Raw genomic sequence first — 19809 nt, forward strand, 5'->3', positions numbered from 1 at the left:
GTTTACGTTTGGCCTTGGCGCATCAAGGCTAAGACATCGGGCTCCACCATCGCTATGCGCGTTTCAGCATTTGGGCACGAACCTGATGATTTGTCCCTTCCCTTTTCGCTGATGAACAACAGCCTATCTACCTCAAGTCCTGCTTTGGTAGTCGTCTGATATATTTCCCATCGTTGATGCACTCGCGCTGCGACCCGCTGTGAAGGCTTATTTTCCGGGCTGACGATCGAGACGATGCGGTCAAGAGCCAATGTCCCAAAACCATGATCTAGGCAGGCAGACGCCGCCTCGTAAGCATAACCGCGACCGAGATATTCCCGCCGCAAATGATAGCCGATCTCCGGTTCCAAGCCACGGGAAGTGGGCTGAATGGTGATTCCGCAATCGCCAATCACCTCACCGCTTGTCTTTTCCACGATGGCCCAGAGGCCGAACCCATGCTCGCGATAACTACGGAAGGCAAGCTTCTCGAACCATGTAACGGTCTCCTCGAAGCTTTTAGCACTCGGATAGTAGCGCATGCTTTCGGGGTCGCTGAAAATCTGGTGCAGTACCGGCAAATCAGCTTGGATGACCTCTCTGAGCTGAAGCCTTTCCGTCTCCAGTATTGACGTCATTCGCCACCTCGCTATACCCCTCGCAAACCCGTTAAACTTTTCTTTAAATTTTACCTGTCATTAATCTCTCGGAACACAGAGAGATAGTGCGATGCGTATTGCGTTTTTCATCGCCCTCATGGCCATCACCTTGTCCGCTTGCGCCTCTGCGCCGAGCCGGATCAACAATGCCTGCGCGATCTTTGAGCAGCGGGATGGTCTTTTCAACAACTGGTCGCGGCAGGCCAAGCGTGTCGAGCGCGAATTCGGCGTGCCGGTGCCGATCCTGATGGCGACGATCTACGTCGAGTCCGGTTTCCAGCCCTATGCCAAACCGCAGCGGAAATACATTCTCGGCTTCATTCCCTGGGGCCGCATTTCATCGGCCTATGGTTATGCGCAGGCGCTGGACGGCACATGGGCCACCTACAAGGCCGATACCGGCCATTGGAGCGCCAGCCGCAGCGATTTCGGCGACGCCATCCATTTTGTCGGCTGGTATCATCATCGCAGCAGCCAGAAGAACGGCATTCCGCTGACTGACGGATATAACCTCTACCTCGCCTATTATGCCGGCCATGCGGGTTACGAACGCGGTCAGTTCACCAGCGGCATTCGCGGCGCCGCCCAGAAATCAGCCAACATGGCACGGCAATATGAACAGCAGCTCAGAGGCTGCGGTTATTGATATAGCGACACAGGTTTGCCAACGCCCATTCATGGCGTTGGCAGCAAGCTGAACCGCTCGACAGGTCAAAACTAACGGCTGACGACGATCCGCGTGTTCGACAGGCCATACTGGCTGGCGAGCGAGAAAAAGGTGGCGGCGTTTTGCGGATGCAGGCGAATGCAACCATGCGAAGCCGGACGGCCGAGACGTTTGGTCTCGAAGGTCGCATGCACGGCATAACCGCCATTGTAGAAAACCGCGAACGGCATCGGTGCATCGTCATACTTGCGCGAACGATGATCGCGCGACAGCCATTTGGCGCTCCAGACGCCGACCGGTGTCGAATAACCCGGCCGCGCGGTCGAGACCTTCCATTCGTGCGTGACGATGCCATCCTGGCTGACCGTCATCGTCTGCGTGTCCAGACTAACGCTGGCGACGAGACTTGCGGAAAACGCCGAAGGCGCGAGAAACTGCGCGCAGACAAGCGCTGCGGCTGCACCTAAGAACTTGCGCATTGAAACCCCCACTCTTTGCCCCTGTAACAAGCTGATACCCCTTTCAGCTCAAAGAATACTTAAGGGCAGGTGCCGATTTCTGGCAAATCACAAGTATGGAACTTTTAAAATCAGTAAAAACGATCGCGTGATCAATAAAAAATGAATCTCGCTCACAATCATTGAAATGCGGCTGATAATCATAGCGTCAATTGTTACGGCCGAACTAAAAGACTTTCGCCGCCGTAACCTCCACCTCGACAAGGAATTCCGCCCGAGTGAAACCGCCGACCACGATCAGCGTCGAGACAGGTTTCGGATCGAGCGTATAGCGGTCGCGCACCGCCATATAGGCGGGGAAATCCTCACGGGTCGTGACGAAGCCGGCAATGCGGATGACGTCCGCATAGGTCATGCCCGCCTCGTCGAGTATCGCGCCGATCGCCTGGAAGCAGAGTTCGGCCTGAGCCGCGACACCAGGCGGGATCTTGTCCTCGGTCGAAATGCCAAGCTGGCCTGAGGTCACCAGCAGGCTGGCGCCGGGCGGCACCAGCAGGCCGTGATTGTATCCGCCGAACGGCTTTCGCACAGAAGGCGGATTGAAGGTCCGTTTCGGATCAGGCGCCATGGCCGACAATACCCTTGATTTCGAGGAAGTCATGAATGCCCCAATCAGCATATTCGCGCCCGTTGCCGGACTGCTTGTAGCCGCCGAATGGCGCAAACAGATCCCAGTCCGGCCCGTTGATATAGACCGAGCCGGCACGCAGCCGCGCCGCGACCTTGCGGGCATGGCCAAGCTCACCCTGGATATAAGCCGCCAACCCATAGGGCGTGTCGTTGGCGATCTCGATCGCCTGCTCCTCGCTCTCGTAAGGCAGGATGGACAGCACCGGCCCGAAGATTTCCTCCCGCGCGATCGTCATGTCGTTGGTGACGTTACCGAACACGGTCGGACGGATGTAATAGCCGCGGTTGAGGTTTTCCGGCCGGCCCGGACCGCCGGTGACGAGTGTCGCGCCTTCGGCGATGCCGGCCTCGATTAGCCGCTGAATCTTGTCAAACTGGATTTGGCTGACGACAGGCCCGAGATCGACGCCCTCCGTGCGCGGATCGCCGGTTGTCAGCTTCTCAGCCGCAGCCTTGGCGATGCCGAGCGCCTCTTCGTGACGTGCGGCCGGCACCAGCATGCGGGTCGGCGCGTCGCAGGATTGGCCGGAATTGCCGAAGCAAGTGGTCACGCCGTCCGTCACTGCCTTTTCGAAATCCGCATCCGGCAAGACGATGTTCGGCGATTTGCCTCCAAGCTCCTGCGCCACACGTTTCACGGTATCGGCAGCGGTCTTCGCGACGATGATACCGGCCCGTGTCGAGCCGGTAAAGGAAACCATGTCGACATCCGGGTGGCCGGCCATTACCTGGCCCACATCCGGGCCGGTGCCGTTGACGAGATTGAAGACGCCCTTCGGCGTGCCGGCGGCTTCCATCACTTCGGCAAAGATGATGCCGGAGATCGGCGCGATCTCGGAAGGTTTCAGCACCATCGTACAGCCGGCGGCAATTGCCGGGCCGACCTTGCAGGTGATCTGGTTGAGTGGCCAGTTCCACGGCGTGATTAGCGCGCAGACGCCGATCGGCTCCTTGACGACCAGCGTGCTGCCGCGCTGTTCGGTGAATTCGTATTTCTCGAAGGCCTCGATCGTCGCCTTGAGGTGGCCGTGACCGGCAGCCGCCTGCGCATCGCGGGCGAAGGCAAGTGGTGCGCCCATCTCCTGCGAAACCGCCTTGGCGATATCCTCGTAGCGGTTTTCATATTCGGCAAGGATGCGCTTCAGGAGCGCCAGCCGTTCCGCATGCGACCACTGGGAAAAGGCGGTAAAAGCAGCCTTGGCGGCCGCCACCGCCTTGTCGACATCCGCCTTGGAACCCAGGGCGATCTGCGTATAGGCCTCTTCGGTCGACGGATCGATGACATCGAGCGCCACGGGGATAGCGGGTTCGACCCAGGCGCCGTCAATGAAGAATTTCAGATGGTTGCTCATGGTCGACCTCCCGGAATGCGACGCGGAAATGGTGAGGCACTATCGGCGATCACAATTTCCGCGGCAAGCCCGGAAGTATAAAAGTGAGGGCATTTGCCCCTCATCCGCCTGCCGGCACCTTCTCCCCGTTCTGACGGGGAGAAGGACAATCGCGGCAACCTATCCGTCCCTCTCCAACGTCGAGCTAGGCACGTCCCCTCTCCCCGCATGCGGGGAGAGGGTTAGGGTGAGGGGCAATTTTGGTGCGGATACGTTAGACGAACTATTCCATCGCCGCACTATGATCCACCACCGGTGGCCTTGCCGGCTTCCTGAGCACCAGGATCAGCGGCATGACCACAAGCGACATGATCATCAGCAGCTTGAAATCGTCCATATAGGCGATGATCGTCGATTGCAGCGTGATGAGATTGTCGAGCGAGGCAGCACCTGTGGCCGTCATCGGGTCAAGCCCTGCGGCAGCCTTAGTGTGAAGCATCGGATTGAACGGCGTGATGTAGCTCGCCATGTCCGCATGATTGCGCTGCACATTCTCGACCAGCAGCGCCGAAACCACGGCAATGCCGACGCTGGAGCCGATATTGCGCGACAGGTTGTAAAGGCCGGTGCCGTCGCCGCGCATATGGGCGGGCAGCGTCGCAAAGGCGATCGTCGTCAGCGGCACGAACAGGAAGCCAAGACCGGCGCCCTGGATGAAGCCGACATAGATGATCGTCCATTGCGAGACATCCGGCGTCCAGCCCATCATGTCGTACATCGCCCAGGCGGTAATCGAGAAGCCGAGGAACAGCAGGATGCGCGTATCCACCTTGCCGACCAGCCGGCCGACCAGGAACATGCAGGCCATCGTGCCGAGCCCGCGTGGTCCCATGACGATGCCGGCAGTGATGACCGGATACCCCATCAACGACTGCAGATACGGCGTCATCAGCGCCAGCGAGGCGAGATAGGTGACGCCGATCACGAAGATGAACAGCATGCTGACGGCAAAATTCTGGTCGAGGAAAAGCCGCGGATTGATGAACGACTTTTCCGTCGTGAACGTGTGGACGAGCAACAGATAAAAGGCGCTGGCGCAGACGAGCGCCTCGACGATGATCTCGCTCGACGAAAACCAGTCGAGCTGCTGGCCGCGATCGAGGAAGAGCTGCAGCGAGGCAATCGCGATCGACAGCATGCCGAAACCGAACCAGTCGAGTTTCGCCTGCGCATCGATCTTCGTTTCGGTCACGAATGCGGTAATTCCGAAGAAGGCGAGCGCGCCGATCGGCACGTTGATGTAGAACACCCAGCGCCAGCTGATATTGTCGGTGAGCCAGCCGCCGATCACAGGCCCGAGCACCGGACCAACCATGACCGAGACGCCGAACAGCGCCATCGCCGAGCCACGCTCTTCCACGGAATAGATATCGAGCATGATGCCCTGCGACAGCGGCACGAGAGCCGCGCCGAACAGGCCCTGCATCAGGCGGAACCCGACGATCTGCGGCAGTGACTGGGCAAGCCCGCATAGGATGGAAGCGGCGACGAAACCGGTGATCGCCCCGAGCAGAACCCGCTTGCGGCCAAACTTGGCGGCAAGGAAGCCGGACGGAGGCGTCATGATCGCCGCGGCGACGATATAAGAAGTGAGCACCCAGTTGATCTGGTCGGCGGAGGCCGCCACGCTGCCCTGGATATACGGCAGCGCCACGTTGGCGATGGTCGTGTCGAGGGCCTGCATGATAACGGCGAGAATGACGCAGGCCGTGATAGCGCCGCGATTGGCCACCACGGCGGATGCCGCTGGTGAAGCCGTGTTACTCATGTGCGTAGGCCTTCGACATATCGACCAGCTTCTGGGCAAATTCCGGCAGGCCGCGCTTGTGGCCCGTATCTACGTCCACCACCGTGCTCATGCCGGCGCGCAGCGGCGGCTTGCAGTCAGCGCTTGCCGTATCGATCGTCACCCGCATCGGAATGCGCTGCACGACCTTCACCCAGTTGCCGGAGGTGTTTTGCGCCGGAAGCAGCGCAAAGCTTGCGCCGGAAGCCGGGCTGACGCTGGCGACCTGGCCCTTCCACTCGACGCCCGGATAGCTGTCGACGGTGATCGTCACCGGTTGGCCGGGCTTCACATAGGTCAGCTCGGTCTCCTTCGGATTGGCGTTGATCCACATGTCCCTGGTCGAAACCAGCGAAAAACCCTGCTGCGCGGCGTCCAGATAGCTGCCGATCTGCAATGCGCTGACATTGGTGACGATGCCGTCGAACGGCGCTTTGACAACCGTGTCGTCCAGCTGCCGCTGCGCATCGTCAACCGCCGACTGGGCTTGCAGATAGATCGGATTCTGCTCGATCGGCTGATCGGCATTGCCGCCGAGCTGGGCAAGCGTCGACTGGGCCTGCGCCTGCGCGACATCCACTTTCTGCTTGGCTGCATCGAGATTGTGCTTAGCATCGTCATAGGCGCCCTGCGTGGCGGCAGCACCCGAGATCAGCCGCTGCTGGCGTTCCAGCACGGTCTGGTAATAGGGAATATCGGCCTGCGCCTGGGCGATCTGGGTCAGAGATTCCTTGTAGGAAGCCTGCAGGTTCAGAAGCTGGTTGCGGGCGGCACCGAGCTTCGCCTGCGCGCCAGCAAGCGCGATCCTGAAACTGTCCGGCTTCAGGGTGAAGAGGGTCTGGCCCTGCTTCACCTCTTCGTTCTCATGCACGTTGACCGAAGCGACGGTGCCAGCGACATCCGTCGAGACGCCGACGATATCGGCCTGCAGATAGGCGTTGTCTGTGGACATGATCTGCCCGCCCTCGACGTAATAATAACCGCCCACCACGAGCGCAACGGGCAGAAGCGCAAACAGCAGCGGGCGCTTGAGGCTGCGGCGCTTCTTCGGCTTCGGCACTTCCGGCAGCGGCTGGCTGGCGGTTTCAAGGACGGTGATATTGCTGGTTTCGGAACCAGCTTCGGGCGAACGTGCGGAATTGTCGGTCATGGGAGAACGTCTTCAAGCTTTGTCGGCCGGCATGCGGCAGGCCGTGACGAGGTTGGATTTCATCTGTTCTAGAATTTCGTAAAGTCGGGCACGGTCGGCGTCCGAGATGCCTTGCAGAGCGTCCTGGCGGGTCGCCTCGCCGAGCGCGCGGCCGTCGTCGAGCAAAGCGCGCGAGCTTTCGGTCGTATAAAGCAGCGTGATCCGCCGGTCGGTTTCATGCGGACGACGCTCGACCAAGCCGCGTTCGGCGAGATTGTCGAGCACCCGCATCAGCGAGATCGGCGAAATCTCAAGCAGTTCCGCCAGTGCCTTCTGATGGATGCCCTCGCAACGGGCGAGATAGGCGATCGTCTGCCACTGTGCCCTTGTCAGGCCGACATCCTTCGCCCGTTGCTCGAAGCGCTTGCGAAACAGGCGCGCAACGTCATTCAGGAGAAAGCCGAGGGTCGGGGCATTGTTGGGCATGGCGGAAAACTAGCTTGCTGATGATAAGCATGTATATATTCTTCGAGCCATTAACAATCGGTGCAGCTGCGACAACCTGTTACCAGCGCCTTCACACTTTCGTGCAGCGCGTGAATCCGTTATGCTTCACATGCTTTCCGAAAAGTTGCGACCAGGCTTTGGACCAAAGTAAAACTCCTCACTCTAAAGAAGCAATTCGGCGAGCGGCGACAGGATTTAGGAATTTCCTAACCATCGCAGGCAGGACAATCGAAACGAAGCTTGGAAAAGCGTTTCGAAATAGCAGTTTATGCTTATATACCAAGAATTTATCGAGAATTAAGCTCTCTGTGTCAGTAGAGAATGCAAGGCGGCAGGCAACATCCCGCAGCGCTCGCGGTCACGTGCGGGCCAACGTTCACGAAAGGCAGAATGTTCGATGCGACGCAGTTTCCTGAATTATGCCCGCGCCGGCGCTCTTGCCGGCCTGCTGGCAATGTCCGCTTCCGCCGCCCACGCCGATACGCTTCAGCAGGACCTGAAGGATCTTTCCGAAAAACAGATCGAAGACAGCGTCGAATTCGCCTTCGGCAATGCGCTGTTCTTCATGTTCCACGAGGCTGGCCATCTGCTGGTGTCGGAATTCGGCCTGCCGGTTCTCGGCCGTGAAGAGGATGCGGTGGATACGCTTTCCACCCTGCTGCTTCTCGAAGCTGATGACGATGTTTTCGATACGGCCCTGATCGACTCGGTCGATGGCTGGACCTTTTCCGCCGATGCCAGCGAAGCGGCCGAAGAGGAACAGGCGCTGTGGGACGCCCATGGGCTCGACCGCCAACGCGCCTTCAACATGGTCTGCCTGATGGTCGGCAAGGACCCGAAGAAGTTCAAGCAGTCCGCCGACGATGTCGAGATGCCGCAGAACCGCCGCCAGGAATGCGCCGGCGAATTCCAGAAAGCGCATGACAGCTGGTTCGGCGTGTTGAAGCCGCATCTGCGCACCGGCGACAAGAAGAGCAAGTTCACGATCACCTACAAGCCCGCCAAGACCAAGGATCTCAAGGACTATGTAGACCTCGTCAAGGAAGCGAAGGTGCTCGATCTTCTCAGCGAGCTGCTTTCCAGCCTCTACGTGCTGAAGGACGGCATCAAGCTGACGGCCGCCGAATGCGGCGAGCCGAACGCCTATTGGTCAGCCGACGAACGCGAAGTCACCTATTGCTACGAGTTGATGCAATATCACACGCAGACCGTCGCCAAATATTTCCGCGAGGAGGAAAGCGGCGACAACAGCGAAAGCGCCAGCAATGAGAGTGACGAAGAAGAGAGCAGCACCAAGCCAACAATCTCGAAAAATATCATTGGCACGGCAACGCCGCGCAAATAAATCCACCGCCGCATGGCAGACGAAAACACCCGGCTTGGGTCAAGCCGGGTGTTTTTGGTTTCAGGCACCATAGGGTCGGAAAAACGTCTTGGCCGCTTCGATCTCGTTCGGCCGGATTTCATGACCGCCCGAATGCCATTCCAGCGTGACCGCGTCGCCCTGCCGCTTGTAGTAATCGGCCAGCTCGGTAGTCAGCGGCACCGGCGAGATGGGATCGTGCTGGCCGGCGGTGATCAGCACATGCGCTTTTTCTTCGTTCTTCCGGTCGCCCGGCTGGAACGGGATCAGCGGGTGCATCAGCACGCCTGCCTCGAACAGGCCCGGCTTCTCGATCATAATATTGGCGAGAATATTCGCGCCATTCGAGAAACCGAGGCCAAGCACGGTCGAGGACTCGTAGCGCTCACGATTGGCGGTCACGAACTCGCCCATCCGCTCGGTCGCCCGGGCAAGATCGTCGCAATCGTAGACGCCCTCCGCCTTGCGCCGGAAGAAGCGGGCCGCACCGTGTTCTGAAACATCGCCGCGTGGCGATATCACCGTGGCGCCCGGCAGAAGTCGGGAGCCGAAGTCGAAGAACTGGTTCTCGTCGCCGCCGGTGCCGTGGAAGACGAACAGGATCGGCGCACCCGGTGCACCGGGCCGTGCCCGGTGCACATAGCTGTCGTAACTCATCTTGATCTCCTTGAACTCGAAGCCTTTAAGCGATCGGCTCGAGATCCTTTTCAAGTTCGCTTCTCAGGTGCTCGTGCTGCGAGGGCAGCTTCAGAGCCTCGCCGAGATGGGCGGTATCCTCGTCGCGGTCGAAGCCGGGCTCGTTGGTGGCGATTTCGAACAGCACGCCGCCCGGCGTGCGGAAATAGATCGCCCAGAAGTAATCGCGGTCGATGACCGGCGTGACCTGGTAGCCGGTATCCATCAGCGCCTTGCGGACTTCGAGCTGCTTTTCACGGTTGTCGACCGCAAAGGCGATGTGATGGACCGAACCGGCGCCGAGCCGAGCACCGCTGATATTCGGCATGGTTTCGACATCGATGAAATCTGCGCCGTTACCGCCCGGCATGCCGAAGCGGGTCACGCCATCCCTGGCATCGATCTGTTCGTAACCCATGAACTTCAACAGCTCGCTGGTGGCGCCATCATCGCGAAGACGGAACGAAGCGGAGTGGAAACCACGGATCGCTTCGCTTTCGCCGACACCATTGCCGGTCCAGGGAGCACGCTTGTCGTCCTTCACTTCGACGAGGGCAAAACCATCGCCATCCGGACCCGCAAACTGCAGACGGTTTTCACCGAAGGCGCTGTCGGCCTTCAGACCGTCAACGCCGGCTTTGGTCAGCCGGTCGGTCCAGTAACCGAGCGTGCCTTCCGGCACCGAAAACAGCGTCGTACCGACTTCGCCGGTGCCGGGACGACCACGGGCGATGTGCGGGAAAGGGAAGTAGGTCATCACCGAGCCGGGCGTGCCGGTTTCGTCGCCGTAATAGAGATGGTAGACATCCGGAGCGTCGAAATTGACGGTCTTCTTGACCCGGCGCAGGCCGAGCGTATCCGTGAAGAACTTGTTGTTGGTACCGGCATTGCCAGCCATCGAAGTGACGTGGTGGAGGCCTTTGATCTGGTCGAGCATTTTAAACTCCTTCTCAAGAGCCGCACCGGCGGCCCGTTGTTCTGGAGTGATATTTGGTCGATCAGGGTCGAATTGGATAGACGATCACATCCGAACGCATTGTTCGCTTATTGTTGACGAACGATGACCGATCGTTCACCGATCAGACACGATCCGGAAGTTGCCAATCGACCGGGTCCTTGCCGATCGACTGCAGGTATTCGTTGGCCTTGGAGAACGGCCGCGACCCCAGGAAGCCGTTATGGGCAGACAGGGGCGACGGGTGCGCCGACTTGATGACCAGATGCCGTTCCGTATCAACGAAGGCTGCTTTCTTTTGGGCATAAGAACCCCATAGGATGAACACGACGCCGTCGCATTCGTCGTTGACGGTGCGGATTACCGCATCGGTAAAGCGCTCCCAGCCCTTGCCTTGATGTGCGGCGGCCTTGCCCTCTTCTACCGTCAGCACGCTGTTGAGCAACAGCACACCCTGCTCCGCCCAATGCTCCAGAAACCCGTGATTGGCGGGCGGAATGCCGAGATCGCTCTGCATTTCCTTGTAGATATTGACCAGTGACGGCGGGATGCGCACGCCGGGCTTGACCGAAAAGCAAAGCCCATGCGCCTGGCCCTGACCGTGATACGGATCCTGGCCGAGGATCACCACCTTCACCTCGTCGAGCGGCGTCAGGTCGAGCGCCCGGAAATATTCCGAACCCTTGGGGAAGATGTGCTTGCCGGCCTGTTTCTCGGCGACGAGAAACCGCTTCAGCTCCGCCATGTAAGGATCGGAAAACTCCGCCTCGAGCGCGAACTTCCAGCTTTCCTCGAGCTTGATATCGCCTTCCGCCATGGCTTCTTTCCTTTACTTAAAACGCCCGCCGCGCTGGATCACTTCCGTCTTATAACCATCCGGGTCGGTCACGAAGAAGAACCGCGCGAACGGCTTGCCTTCATGCGGCATCTCGACCAGCTTGCCGACGGTAAAGCCAAGAGCGGTAAAGCGCTGGTATTCCGCTTCAATATCCTCGACCGTGACTGCCAGGTGGCCATAGCCGTTGCCGAGATCGTAAGGTTCGGTGCGGCTGGTATTCACCGTGAATTCCAGCTCGAAACCGGTTTCCGGATTAGCAAGATAGATCAGCGTGAATCCGTCGAACGGCACGCGATCGGCCACCTTCAGGCCAAATGCCTTGTCGTAGAACTCGACCGAGCGCGCCTCTTCCAGCACGCGGATCATCGAATGGACCAGCTTGGCCATATCTATTCCCTATTGCAGCACGTGGTTGGAACGCGAGTGCCAGTCCCAGGCCGAGCGGATAATGTCGGAGAGCGAATATTGCGGCTCCCAGCCAAGCACTTCCCGCGCCTTGTCGTTATTGGCGACCAGCGAGGTGGAATCGCCCTCGCGCCGGCCGACATATTCAACCGGAAACGGCTTGCCCGAAACGTCGGAAATCGCCGCCAGCAATTCCTTCACTGTCGTGCCGGTTCCCGTACCCAGATTGAGCTCGACCGTCTCGCCGCCGGCCAGCAAATAATCGACCGCCCGCACATGCGCATCGGCCAAGTCGAGCACATGGATATAGTCGCGCACGCAGGTGCCGTCGCGGGTGTCGTAATCGTCACCGAAAACCTTGAAACCCTGGCGACGGCCGAGAGCGGCTTCGATCGCCAGCGGAATCGCGTGCGTTTCCGGCGTATGCCACTCACCGATCCGGCCCTCGAAATCGGCACCGGCGGCGTTGAAATAGCGCAGCATCACCGACTTCAGGTCTTTGTAGGTGCCATAATCCTTCAGCGCCTGCTCGATGATGAACTTGGTGCGGCCGTAGGGATTGATCGGCGCCTGCTTATGCGTCTCGTCCATCGGTACCCGGTCCGGCAGACCATAGGTCGCGCAGGTGGACGAAAACACGAAAGCCTTTACGCCGGCATCGATCGCTGCCGACAGCAGCGTCAGCGCGCCGATGACATTGTTGTCGTAGAAGCTGACCGGGTTCTTGACCGATTCACCCACTTCGATCAGCGCTGCGAAATGCAGAACCGCATCCGGCTTGTGCTTGGCGAACACTTCATCGAGCCGTGCGCGATCGCGGATATCTCCCTGCTCCAGCTCGCCCCATCGAACGAACTCCGCATGACCATTGGAAAGATTGTCGAAGACGATGGGCTCATAGCCCCTTTCCGCCAGCACCAGAGATGTATGGGACCCGATATAGCCGGCCCCGCCGACGACAAGCACTTTCTTCTTCGACACGGTATCTCCTGGAGGCCGTTGACTTGGGCGGCAATATAGCCGTCGAAAGGCAAATGGGAAGACCGGGCTTCAGATGGAGTTAATAGCCGCAGCCTGATATTTTTCGAAGACGTTTTCTTCGAACCTGTCTATCATGCTCAGGTATTTGATGGGCCTTTCATGCGTCTGCTTTTCCTTTGTCTCGGCTGGTTTTTCGTCGCGCTCGGCATCGTTGGAGCGTTTTTGCCGGTACTGCCGACAACCCCTTTTCTGTTGCTCGCCGTCGCCTGTTTCGCGCGTTCGTCGCCGAAGCTCGAATCCTGGCTGATGAACCATCCGAAATTCGGGCCAACGCTGCAGAACTGGCGCAAACACGGCGCCATTCCGCGCCGCGCCAAGATCGCCGCGGTAGTGATGATGTCGATCAGCTATGCGATCTTCTGGTTAGGCACCTCGCCGCCCTTCTGGAGGGCGGTGCTGGTTGCGGCATTGATGATCGGCCCGGCGATCTTCGTTGTCACACGGCCGGAGCCCGGCGCCTGATCAGCGATGCCGCGATTGCGGCAGAACATACGGGATATGCGCGGCCGGCAAGCGGCCAACGGTACCGGCAATGCCATAGACGGCAGAGATGATGTCGTCATTGACGGTATCGGCGCATGGACCTTCCGCTACCACCCGTCCGTGGTTCAGCACGACGAGATGGTCGGCGAATTCGGCTGCGAGATTGAGGTCGTGCAGAATGGCGAGCACGATGCCGCCGGCGGATGCAAAATCCCGGGCAATCTCCAGCACAGAAATCTGATGGCCAAGATCGAGGCTTGCCGTCGGCTCGTCCAGGAACAGAGCCCGCGGCAGACCGTCCGCGACGGGCTGCGGCACCTGCGCCAGCGCGCGGGCAAACTGCACCCGCTGCTGTTCGCCGCCTGACAATGACGGATAGGGCCGGCTCTCGAAGCCGCGCAAACCCACACGCGACAAAGCCTTGCGCCCTTCCTCAGTTGGATTGAGCGCGCCGTGTGCGACCGCGCCCATTCGGGCGATTTCCAGCGCAGTGAAGGGAAAGGCAAGCTGCGTTGCCTGTGGCAGAACAGCCCGGCGCTTGGCGAGATCGACCGGCTGGCAAAGATCGACGCTCGTGCCGTAGTAGGAAACGTGGCCGATATCCGCCGTCATTTCGCCTGACAGCACCTTCATCAGCGTCGACTTGCCGGCGCCATTCGGGCCGATCACCACCGTGAACTTGCCGGGCTCCAGATCGACACCGACATTGTCGAGGAGCTTACGGCCAGAACGCACGACAGTGATATGCGTAGCGGAGATCATCGCATCGCTCATTGCACATCCCTCATGCCGATTCCGTTCCTGCCGAGCAGCAGGAGGAGGAAAATCGGCGCGCCGAACAGCGCGGTGATGACGCCGATCGGCAATTCGGCCGGTGCCGCCACCGTTCGGGCCACGCTGTCAGCGATCAATAGCAATGCCCCGCCTCCCAGCGCCGAGCCCGGCAACAGGAAACGATGCGACGGACCCATGGTCAGCCGCAGCAGATGCGGCACGACGATGCCGACAAAGCCGATCGAACCGGCGACAGCAACCGACGCGCCGCAGGCCGCAGCCACGGCGACGATGACGATCTTTTTCAGGCGCTGCACCGGAATGCCCATGTGGAAGGCTGCCGCATCGCCAAGGATCAGCGCATCCAACCCGCGCGCCACGAAGGGCATGATGGCAAGCACGACCAGGACGAAAGGCAGGATCGAGCTGACGCGCCCGAAGGTCGCGCCGCCGAGTGATCCCAAGCTCCAGAAGGTGATATCGCGCAGCTGCCGGTCATCGGCCATGAAGATCAGCAATCCGGTCATGGCGGCCGTCAGCGCGCCGATGGCGATGCCGGAAAGGATCAGCGCCGTGGTGGATGTGCGCCCGGCACGCATGGCGATCATGTAGAGCAGCCATGTGTTGAGCAGGCCACCGAAAAACGCCATCAGCGGCAGGAAATAATTCCCGAAAAACAGCGCCATCGGCGACAGCACGGTTCCTCCGAGAACGATAGCGGTCACCGCGGCAAGACTGGCGCCCGAGGTCACGCCGACGATGCCGGGATCGGCCAGCGGATTGCGGAAAAGCCCCTGCATCATAGCGCCTGATACGGCAAGCCCCGCACCGACCAGCAGGCCGAGCGCGGTGCGCGGCAGCCGCACCGCTTCGAGGATCACCCGCTCCTGCGTCGTAAGGCTGGCGCTGTGACCCGTCGCATAGGCCCAGAGGTCCTTCAGACCCACGCCCGTCGGCCCGACGCCCAGCGAGATCAGGCAAGCGATGAAGAGCAGCACTGCCAGCAGCACGAGCGTTGCCGCGCCTTGGCGCGTCCGGTCCCCATCGTCCGAGGCGCGGAAAGGCATGGCCAGCGCCTTCATCATCAGTTGACCGCCCCAGGATAGATCTGCGCGGCGAGCGAGCGGGCAGCCTCCGGCGTGCGCGGGCCAAAACCGAGCAGCAGCAGGCCATCCATGGAAATCAGCGCCTTGTTGGCAGCAGCCGGCGTCGTCTGCATCGACGGCAATGCAAAGGCCTGTTCCGGCGTGATGGAATGATCGCCGCGCGACATCGACAGCACGACATCCGGCTGTGCCGCGATCACCGCCTCATCCGAAAGTGGCTTGTAACCGTTGATCGTCGGCGCAGCATTGATGCCGCCCGCCATCTCGATCACCGCGCCTGCTTCGGTTCCGGCACCGCCGGCCATGACACGGTTGTTGGACAGCGACAGGACGAACAGAACCTTCTTCTTCGGCCCCGGAATTTTCGCCACATCGGCCGCAAGCTTTTTCAAGTCATCGTCCGTCTTGGCGGCCAACGCCGCTGCCTTGTCGGAAAGGCCAACAGCCGCGCCGACATCGCGGATCTTCTGGCCGATCTTGGTGGCATCAGGCGGCGTCGGCACGACGACCATCGGCACTTCGCTGGCCTTGAGGATTTCCAGCACCGGCGGCGGACCGGAACCCTCTTCCATCAGGATGAGATCCGGCTTCTGGCCGAGAATGCCTTCTGCCGAAAGCGCCCGCATGTAACCGACATCCGGCTTGGCATTGGCGGCATCCGGGTAGAAACTGGTGGAGTCGCGGGCCACGATGCGATCTTCCGCACCGAGAGCATATAGGATTTCGGTGACCGTGCCGCCGATCGAGACGATGCGCTTGGCGTCCGGATTACCCTTGTCCGCCGCCGCCGCAGAGCCTGCAACGAGGCCGGCGCCGAACAAAGCGACGGTCAAAAAAACGCGAAACGTCATCGAAAATCCCATGATCCATGCCCCTTTATTGCCCAGGCGAACGCGCAGACTGCAGATCGAAGATCGCTGGCGCCCGCCGATAACTTGAGTTGACTACGCAAGTTTTTTCGGCTTTTCAAGACACCCGGCCACAGATATCTTGAGCCGAAAATGAAACTTTAGTGAGGGATGAATTTATGTATATCGCGATGAACCGATTCCGCGTGGTGCCGGGTTATGAAGAGGCGTTCGAAGCTATCTGGCGCAGCCGCCAGGGCCGCCTTGCGGAACTGCCGGGCTATGTCGAATTCCACATGCTGAAAGGCCCCAAGGCCGAAGATCACGCTCTGTATGCCTCGCATACCGTCTGGGAAACCTTCGAAGATTTTCAGGCCTGGACGAAATCCGAACAGTTCCGTGCCGCCCACGCGAAGGCCGGCGAGAACCGCGGCAAGGTCGAATATCTGTCCGGCCCGCATTTCGAAGGTTTCGAAGTGATCATTCACGAAGACAAGAACGGCGTACGCGCCGACGCTGCGTGAGGCCGCGATGAACGCTGTTGCCGACATCAAGCCAGAGCGTCGCGAGCGGGCGCTCGCAGCCCTTGCCGAAAAACCGGACGGCATCGTCGAAGCCATCGCTTCGAATGCCGACGTGACGCCGGCCGAAATTCTGGAAATTCTGCCGCAAGGCGCTGCCGTGATTGCCGGCAAGGAACATTTTCTGGATATCTGGAACGAGCTGACCACATGGGGCATCGTCCTTTTCCTCGTCCATACCGAGGATGTGGTCGCCGAGATCGACGGTACTCTTCCGGCCGGTTCGGAAAGCCATGGCTGGTTCAACATTCATGGCGACAGCCCGATCGGCGGTCATATCAAGAAGGACAATTGCGCGTCGGTCACCTTCGTCGACCGCGCCTTCCACGGCCGTCGCTCCTGCTCGATCTGGTTCATGAACGGAAAGGGCTCCGCCATGTTCAAGGTCTTCGTCAAGCGCGACGAGAACCGCGAATTGATCGGAGAGCAATTGGCCAAGTTCGAGGCGTTGCGCGGTCGTTACGCCACCCTTTGAGGGAGATCTTCGGATACCTCGTGTGAGCTTTGGTGATCCGGCCAAAAAATATTCGGCCGAATCACGTTTTTCTCGGAACCAATTCGAAGACTGCCCGTTTACCCCTAATGGCAGACCCTGTGGAACTGGCCGGCGGCTGACGTTTGAACGTTTCAGCCACATGTCGCGCTCCCGGTTGTACCATTGAGAGAGGCGCCGCTGTGCTGAAAGGCGGACCGGTCCATTGCACTTGCGGCGAAGAGCAATTGATCTTTGAAGCGCACGGCGCCTCCTCGACCCCTCCCCAAATCCGCTGGCATGCTTAAACGGCTTTACATGGCCGGCACCCATTTCCAGAACACGCCTTCCATCCGTTCCGGATAATATTTGAATTCGCATTCGAACTTGCGGCCATAGGCTTCCGCCGCTTTCACGGCGATATCGCTGACTGGCTTCATGCCGGTGCCGGGCGCAAACCAGTCCTCCATCAGATCGTCGGGAATGTAGACGCCAATCCTCAGCGGCAGCGCGGTCAGCGTCGCGTCAAGCTCTTCCGGCGGCATGTCTTCCTCCCATATCTTCCGGCTGCAGTTTCACGAAAAAGGCAAGCGTTTGAACAAACGCTCGCCTTTCCGGGAAGTTCCGGGGTCGGACCGGAGGCTGAAGTCAGTCAGTGATGCGGGGCATGCTCCGGCTTGCCCTTGCGCTTCGTGGAAGCGAAGTCTTCGAGCTGCTTTTCGCTCATGGATTTTTCCATCCCCTTTGAGGCGCCTTTCAACTCACTCTTCTTGATGTCGCCACGCTTGGCAGCAAGAGCCGCACCTGCGGCCTTCTGCTGTGCCTTTGATTTTGCCGGCATGAAGTGCCTCCTTCTGAACATCTGCAAATCCAACAAAGCCGCATGGATTTGGTTCCGGATGTGGTGAACGGAACTTCCCAGCCTCTCCGGGGGTTTCTCTCCAACGGCGTCACGCGGTGATGCCGAAAAAGAAAGGACCACTGACATGGCCGAGATGCGCAAGACCAAACCCGAAGAACGACTGAATGACAGCGAGCACGAACAGCTCGACACGACAAACCCGGAAGCGCTGAAAGAAGCTGCACGCCTCGGCAATATCGACACGTTTCTGGTAAAGACCGATCTTGAGGACCGCGAACAGCGCCAAGACGGCGACCAGCCGGATGGCCGTGCCAGCCCGATGGCAAATGCCGACAATCCCGAGCGCTGAAACCGGCAGAGAGCGGCCGGAAGCATCAACCTCCGGCCCATCCCTCTATTTTCCGCGCCGACAGACATTCGGAGAAGCTCGATGAATGCCGACGTGAACACCGCCCAGAACCTTGCGCCAAAGCCGTCGCGGGAAAAGGCAACCCACCCCATCGACACCATGCCAGGCATGGAGGTGAAGGCCGCCCCGTATCTCGCCGATGCCGATTCCGAAGCCTTCGTCGCCCAAGCATTGGAAGATTTGGTCGCCTGCCATATCCCGTTTCTGCTTGCTGGCACGTTCGCGATCAGTGCCTATACGGGCATTACCCGCCAGACCAAGGATCTCGACATATTCTGCAAGGCCGGCGACTACGCCCGCATCCTCGCCCATTTCAAGGAAAAGGGTTATGAGATCGAGGTGGAGGACGACCGTTGGTTGGGCAAGGTAAAGAAGGGCAAGCACTTCTTCGACGTCATCTTCGCTGCCTCGAACGGCACCATGCCGATCAGCGATAGCTGGTTCGAAAATGCCCGTCAGATCGAGATGAACGGCCATAAAGTGCGCATCATCGCCCCGACCGAGCTCATCTGGTCGAAATGCTTCGTGCAGCTTCGCCATCGTTACGATGGCGGCGACATCGTCCATATGATCCTGCGCGCGCATGACCAGGTCGACTGGGAACGGTTGCTGAACCATATGGAAGTGCATTGGGAAGTGCTTCTGATCCATCTCCTGAACTTCCGCTGGATCTATCCGACCGAGCGCGACAAGGTACCGGACTGGCTGTTGGACGAGTTGCTCGACCGCCTGAAGGCACAGCGCGAGCTACCCCTGCCCCAGATGAAAATCTGCCGCGGCCGCATGTTCAGCCGGGTGGATTTCGAAATCGACGTAAAGGAATGGGGCTTTGCCGACGTGGGCGGTGAAGGCGATCTGCGCGAGGGCGCGGAAGAAGAAATTGCAAAAGGAGGCTCGGCGTGAGCAAGGCACCGGAAAAGGTAAATAAGGAAACCAGCAAGGCTGAACCAAAGAAGGTAACCGGCAAGGCGAAGATTGCCGCCATGGGAGACCTGCACGTGAAGGAACACGGCACGACTTCCTATAAGGACCTTTTCACCGAGATTTCGCAGGCCGCCGACATCCTTGTACTGACCGGAGACCTAACCGACCTCGGCAAGGTCAAGGAAGCTGAACTGCTGGCCGCCGATCTACGGTCCTGCTCCATCCCGATCGTCGGCGTGCTCGGCAATCACGACTACGAATGCGGCTGCGTCGAGGAAGTCACCCACATCCTGAAGGAAGCCGGCGTCCATCTGTTGGAGGGCCAGGCGGTCGAGATCAACGGCGTCGGTTTCGCCGGCGCCAAGGGCTTTGCCGGTGGTTTTGGCCGCCACATGCTCGGTTCCTTCGGCGAACCGGCAATCAAGGCCATGGTGACGGAAAGCGTCGAGGAAACCATGCGGCTCGAAAACGCGCTTCGGCAGGTTCGTTCGGAGCGGGCCATGGTGGTGTTGCACTACGCGCCGATCCGCGAAACAGTGGAAGGTGAGCCGGAGGAAATTTTTCCGTTCCTGGGATCGTCGCGTCTTGCGGAAACCATCGATCGATTCCCCGTCAAGGCAGTCGTCCACGGCCATGCTCACCGTGGCAAATATGAAGGCAAAACCCCCGGCGGGGCGCCTGTCTACAACGTCGCCTCGCATATCGAGAAGCCGACGGGCAAACCGTATGCACTGCTGGAGTTGTAGGCCGCTGCCTAACCAATCATATTTCGCCAAGACGCGGTGATCGCATCAACAATCGTGTCGT

25 protein-coding genes are annotated in these 19809 nt (G+C 59.7%); 8 read left to right on the top strand and 17 right to left on the bottom strand.

What is annotated here, in order from left to right:
* Positions 1–2 precede the first annotated feature (2 nt).
* Positions 3–617: a GNAT family N-acetyltransferase gene (locus KX729_RS08250; RefSeq protein ID WP_219741967.1), complete on the bottom strand. Its 615-nt coding sequence runs from the start codon at positions 615–617 to the stop codon at positions 3–5.
* A 91-nt stretch (positions 618–708) separates the two neighbouring features.
* Between KX729_RS08250 and KX729_RS08255 the strand changes: the two genes are divergently transcribed.
* A complete protein-coding gene (locus tag KX729_RS08255; RefSeq protein WP_025603040.1) occupies positions 709–1284 on the top strand; it encodes a transglycosylase SLT domain-containing protein in 576 nt (191 codons plus the stop codon).
* Between the two features lie 71 nt (positions 1285–1355).
* Here KX729_RS08255 and KX729_RS08260 read toward each other — a convergent pair whose 3' ends face one another.
* The 6 genes from KX729_RS08260 to KX729_RS08285 all read right to left on the bottom strand — a co-directional run bounded on the left by KX729_RS08260 (position 1356) and on the right by KX729_RS08285 (position 7245).
* Complete coding sequence (locus tag KX729_RS08260) at positions 1356–1784, bottom strand: L,D-transpeptidase (RefSeq protein ID WP_025603042.1); 429 nt, start codon at positions 1782–1784, stop codon at positions 1356–1358.
* A gap of 205 nt (positions 1785–1989) precedes the next feature.
* A complete protein-coding gene (locus KX729_RS08265; RefSeq protein ID WP_219741968.1) occupies positions 1990–2391 on the bottom strand; it encodes a RidA family protein in 402 nt (133 codons plus the stop codon).
* Complete coding sequence (locus KX729_RS08270; RefSeq protein WP_219741969.1) at positions 2381–3805, bottom strand: aldehyde dehydrogenase family protein; 1425 nt, start codon at positions 3803–3805, stop codon at positions 2381–2383. The genes KX729_RS08265 and KX729_RS08270 overlap by 11 nt, the downstream gene beginning before the upstream one ends.
* Before the next feature lie 262 nt (positions 3806–4067).
* Entirely contained in the window at positions 4068–5612 is a 1545-nt protein-coding gene (locus KX729_RS08275; protein WP_219741970.1) for a DHA2 family efflux MFS transporter permease subunit, read from the bottom strand.
* Positions 5605–6780 carry an HlyD family secretion protein gene (locus KX729_RS08280; RefSeq protein ID WP_219741971.1) on the bottom strand — a complete coding sequence of 392 codons (1176 nt, stop codon included), beginning with the start codon at positions 6778–6780 and terminating at the stop codon, positions 5605–5607. The genes KX729_RS08275 and KX729_RS08280 overlap by 8 nt, the downstream gene beginning before the upstream one ends.
* A 12-nt stretch (positions 6781–6792) precedes the next feature.
* Positions 6793–7245 carry a MarR family winged helix-turn-helix transcriptional regulator gene (locus KX729_RS08285; protein WP_219741972.1) on the bottom strand — a complete coding sequence of 151 codons (453 nt, stop codon included), beginning with the start codon at positions 7243–7245 and terminating at the stop codon, positions 6793–6795.
* A 418-nt stretch (positions 7246–7663) separates the two neighbouring features.
* On the opposite strand from KX729_RS08285, the gene KX729_RS08290 reads away from it, so the two are divergent.
* Positions 7664–8611 (top strand): DUF4344 domain-containing metallopeptidase, encoded by a 948-nt coding sequence (locus tag KX729_RS08290; protein ID WP_219741973.1) that lies wholly within the window; start codon positions 7664–7666, stop codon positions 8609–8611.
* A 60-nt stretch (positions 8612–8671) separates the two neighbouring features.
* Here KX729_RS08290 and KX729_RS08295 read toward each other — a convergent pair whose 3' ends face one another.
* The 5 genes from KX729_RS08295 to galE form a co-directional block, all read right to left on the bottom strand.
* Positions 8672–9286 (bottom strand): alpha/beta hydrolase, encoded by a 615-nt coding sequence (locus KX729_RS08295; RefSeq protein WP_219741974.1) that lies wholly within the window; start codon positions 9284–9286, stop codon positions 8672–8674.
* Positions 9287–9311: 25 nt separating this feature from the next.
* The gene (locus KX729_RS08300) at positions 9312–10241 is read right to left on the bottom strand and encodes a VOC family protein (RefSeq protein WP_219741975.1); all 930 of its coding nucleotides are present in this window, start codon (positions 10239–10241) and stop codon (positions 9312–9314) included.
* 142 nt (positions 10242–10383) lie between these two features.
* Positions 10384–11076 carry a uracil-DNA glycosylase gene (gene ung / locus KX729_RS08305; protein ID WP_219741976.1) on the bottom strand — a complete coding sequence of 231 codons (693 nt, stop codon included), beginning with the start codon at positions 11074–11076 and terminating at the stop codon, positions 10384–10386.
* Between the two features lie 12 nt (positions 11077–11088).
* Positions 11089–11484, bottom strand: a complete 396-nt coding sequence (locus KX729_RS08310; RefSeq protein WP_219741977.1) for a VOC family protein — start codon at positions 11482–11484, stop codon at positions 11089–11091.
* A 9-nt stretch (positions 11485–11493) separates the two neighbouring features.
* Complete coding sequence (gene galE / locus KX729_RS08315) at positions 11494–12483, bottom strand: UDP-glucose 4-epimerase GalE (protein ID WP_219741978.1); 990 nt, start codon at positions 12481–12483, stop codon at positions 11494–11496.
* Between the two features lie 159 nt (positions 12484–12642).
* Here galE and KX729_RS08320 point away from each other — a divergent pair, with 159 nt between their 5' ends.
* Positions 12643–13005 carry a YbaN family protein gene (locus KX729_RS08320; protein WP_219741979.1) on the top strand — a complete coding sequence of 121 codons (363 nt, stop codon included), beginning with the start codon at positions 12643–12645 and terminating at the stop codon, positions 13003–13005.
* Here KX729_RS08320 and KX729_RS08325 read toward each other — a convergent pair whose 3' ends face one another.
* The 3 genes from KX729_RS08325 to KX729_RS08335 are packed head-to-tail and all read right to left on the bottom strand — an operon-like array spanning position 13006 to position 15757.
* Positions 13006–13788, bottom strand: coding sequence for a heme ABC transporter ATP-binding protein (locus KX729_RS08325; RefSeq protein WP_219742516.1), 783 nt, complete (start codon positions 13786–13788; stop codon positions 13006–13008).
* A gap of 8 nt (positions 13789–13796) precedes the next feature.
* Positions 13797–14885, bottom strand: coding sequence for a FecCD family ABC transporter permease (locus tag KX729_RS08330; RefSeq protein WP_219741980.1), 1089 nt, complete (start codon positions 14883–14885; stop codon positions 13797–13799).
* Positions 14885–15757 carry a heme/hemin ABC transporter substrate-binding protein gene (locus KX729_RS08335; protein WP_246617484.1) on the bottom strand — a complete coding sequence of 291 codons (873 nt, stop codon included), beginning with the start codon at positions 15755–15757 and terminating at the stop codon, positions 14885–14887. The genes KX729_RS08330 and KX729_RS08335 overlap by 1 nt, the downstream gene beginning before the upstream one ends.
* A 176-nt stretch (positions 15758–15933) precedes the next feature.
* On the opposite strand from KX729_RS08335, the gene hmuQ reads away from it, so the two are divergent.
* Together hmuQ and hutX are read left to right on the top strand one after the other, a co-directional pair.
* Positions 15934–16278: a heme-degrading protein HmuQ gene (hmuQ, locus tag KX729_RS08340; protein WP_219741982.1), complete on the top strand. Its 345-nt coding sequence runs from the start codon at positions 15934–15936 to the stop codon at positions 16276–16278.
* 7 nt (positions 16279–16285) lie between these two features.
* Entirely contained in the window at positions 16286–16810 is a 525-nt protein-coding gene (gene hutX, locus KX729_RS08345; RefSeq protein WP_219741983.1) for a heme utilization cystosolic carrier protein HutX, read from the top strand.
* Between the two features lie 311 nt (positions 16811–17121).
* On the opposite strand, the gene KX729_RS08350 is transcribed toward hutX, so the two are convergent.
* Both KX729_RS08350 and KX729_RS08355 read right to left on the bottom strand, forming a co-directional pair.
* Positions 17122–17352, bottom strand: a complete 231-nt coding sequence (locus tag KX729_RS08350) for a hypothetical protein (RefSeq protein WP_219741984.1) — start codon at positions 17350–17352, stop codon at positions 17122–17124.
* Between the two features lie 107 nt (positions 17353–17459).
* Complete coding sequence (locus KX729_RS08355) at positions 17460–17648, bottom strand: DUF3008 family protein (RefSeq protein ID WP_219741985.1); 189 nt, start codon at positions 17646–17648, stop codon at positions 17460–17462.
* Positions 17649–17793: 145 nt separating this feature from the next.
* Between KX729_RS08355 and KX729_RS08360 the strand changes: the two genes are divergently transcribed.
* The 3 genes from KX729_RS08360 to KX729_RS08370 all read left to right on the top strand — a co-directional run bounded on the left by KX729_RS08360 (position 17794) and on the right by KX729_RS08370 (position 19748).
* Complete coding sequence (locus tag KX729_RS08360) at positions 17794–18018, top strand: hypothetical protein (protein WP_219741986.1); 225 nt, start codon at positions 17794–17796, stop codon at positions 18016–18018.
* Between the two features lie 168 nt (positions 18019–18186).
* Complete coding sequence (locus KX729_RS08365) at positions 18187–18981, top strand: nucleotidyltransferase family protein (RefSeq protein WP_219742517.1); 795 nt, start codon at positions 18187–18189, stop codon at positions 18979–18981.
* Between the two features lie 80 nt (positions 18982–19061).
* On the top strand, positions 19062–19748 hold the full coding sequence (locus KX729_RS08370) for a metallophosphoesterase family protein (protein WP_219742518.1): 687 nt from the start codon (positions 19062–19064) through the stop codon (positions 19746–19748).
* The last annotated feature ends 61 nt before the right edge of the window (positions 19749–19809 follow it).

The organism is Neorhizobium populisoli, from assembly GCF_019430945.1.
In the GTDB taxonomy this organism is placed as follows: domain Bacteria; phylum Pseudomonadota; class Alphaproteobacteria; order Rhizobiales; family Rhizobiaceae; genus Neorhizobium; species Neorhizobium populisoli.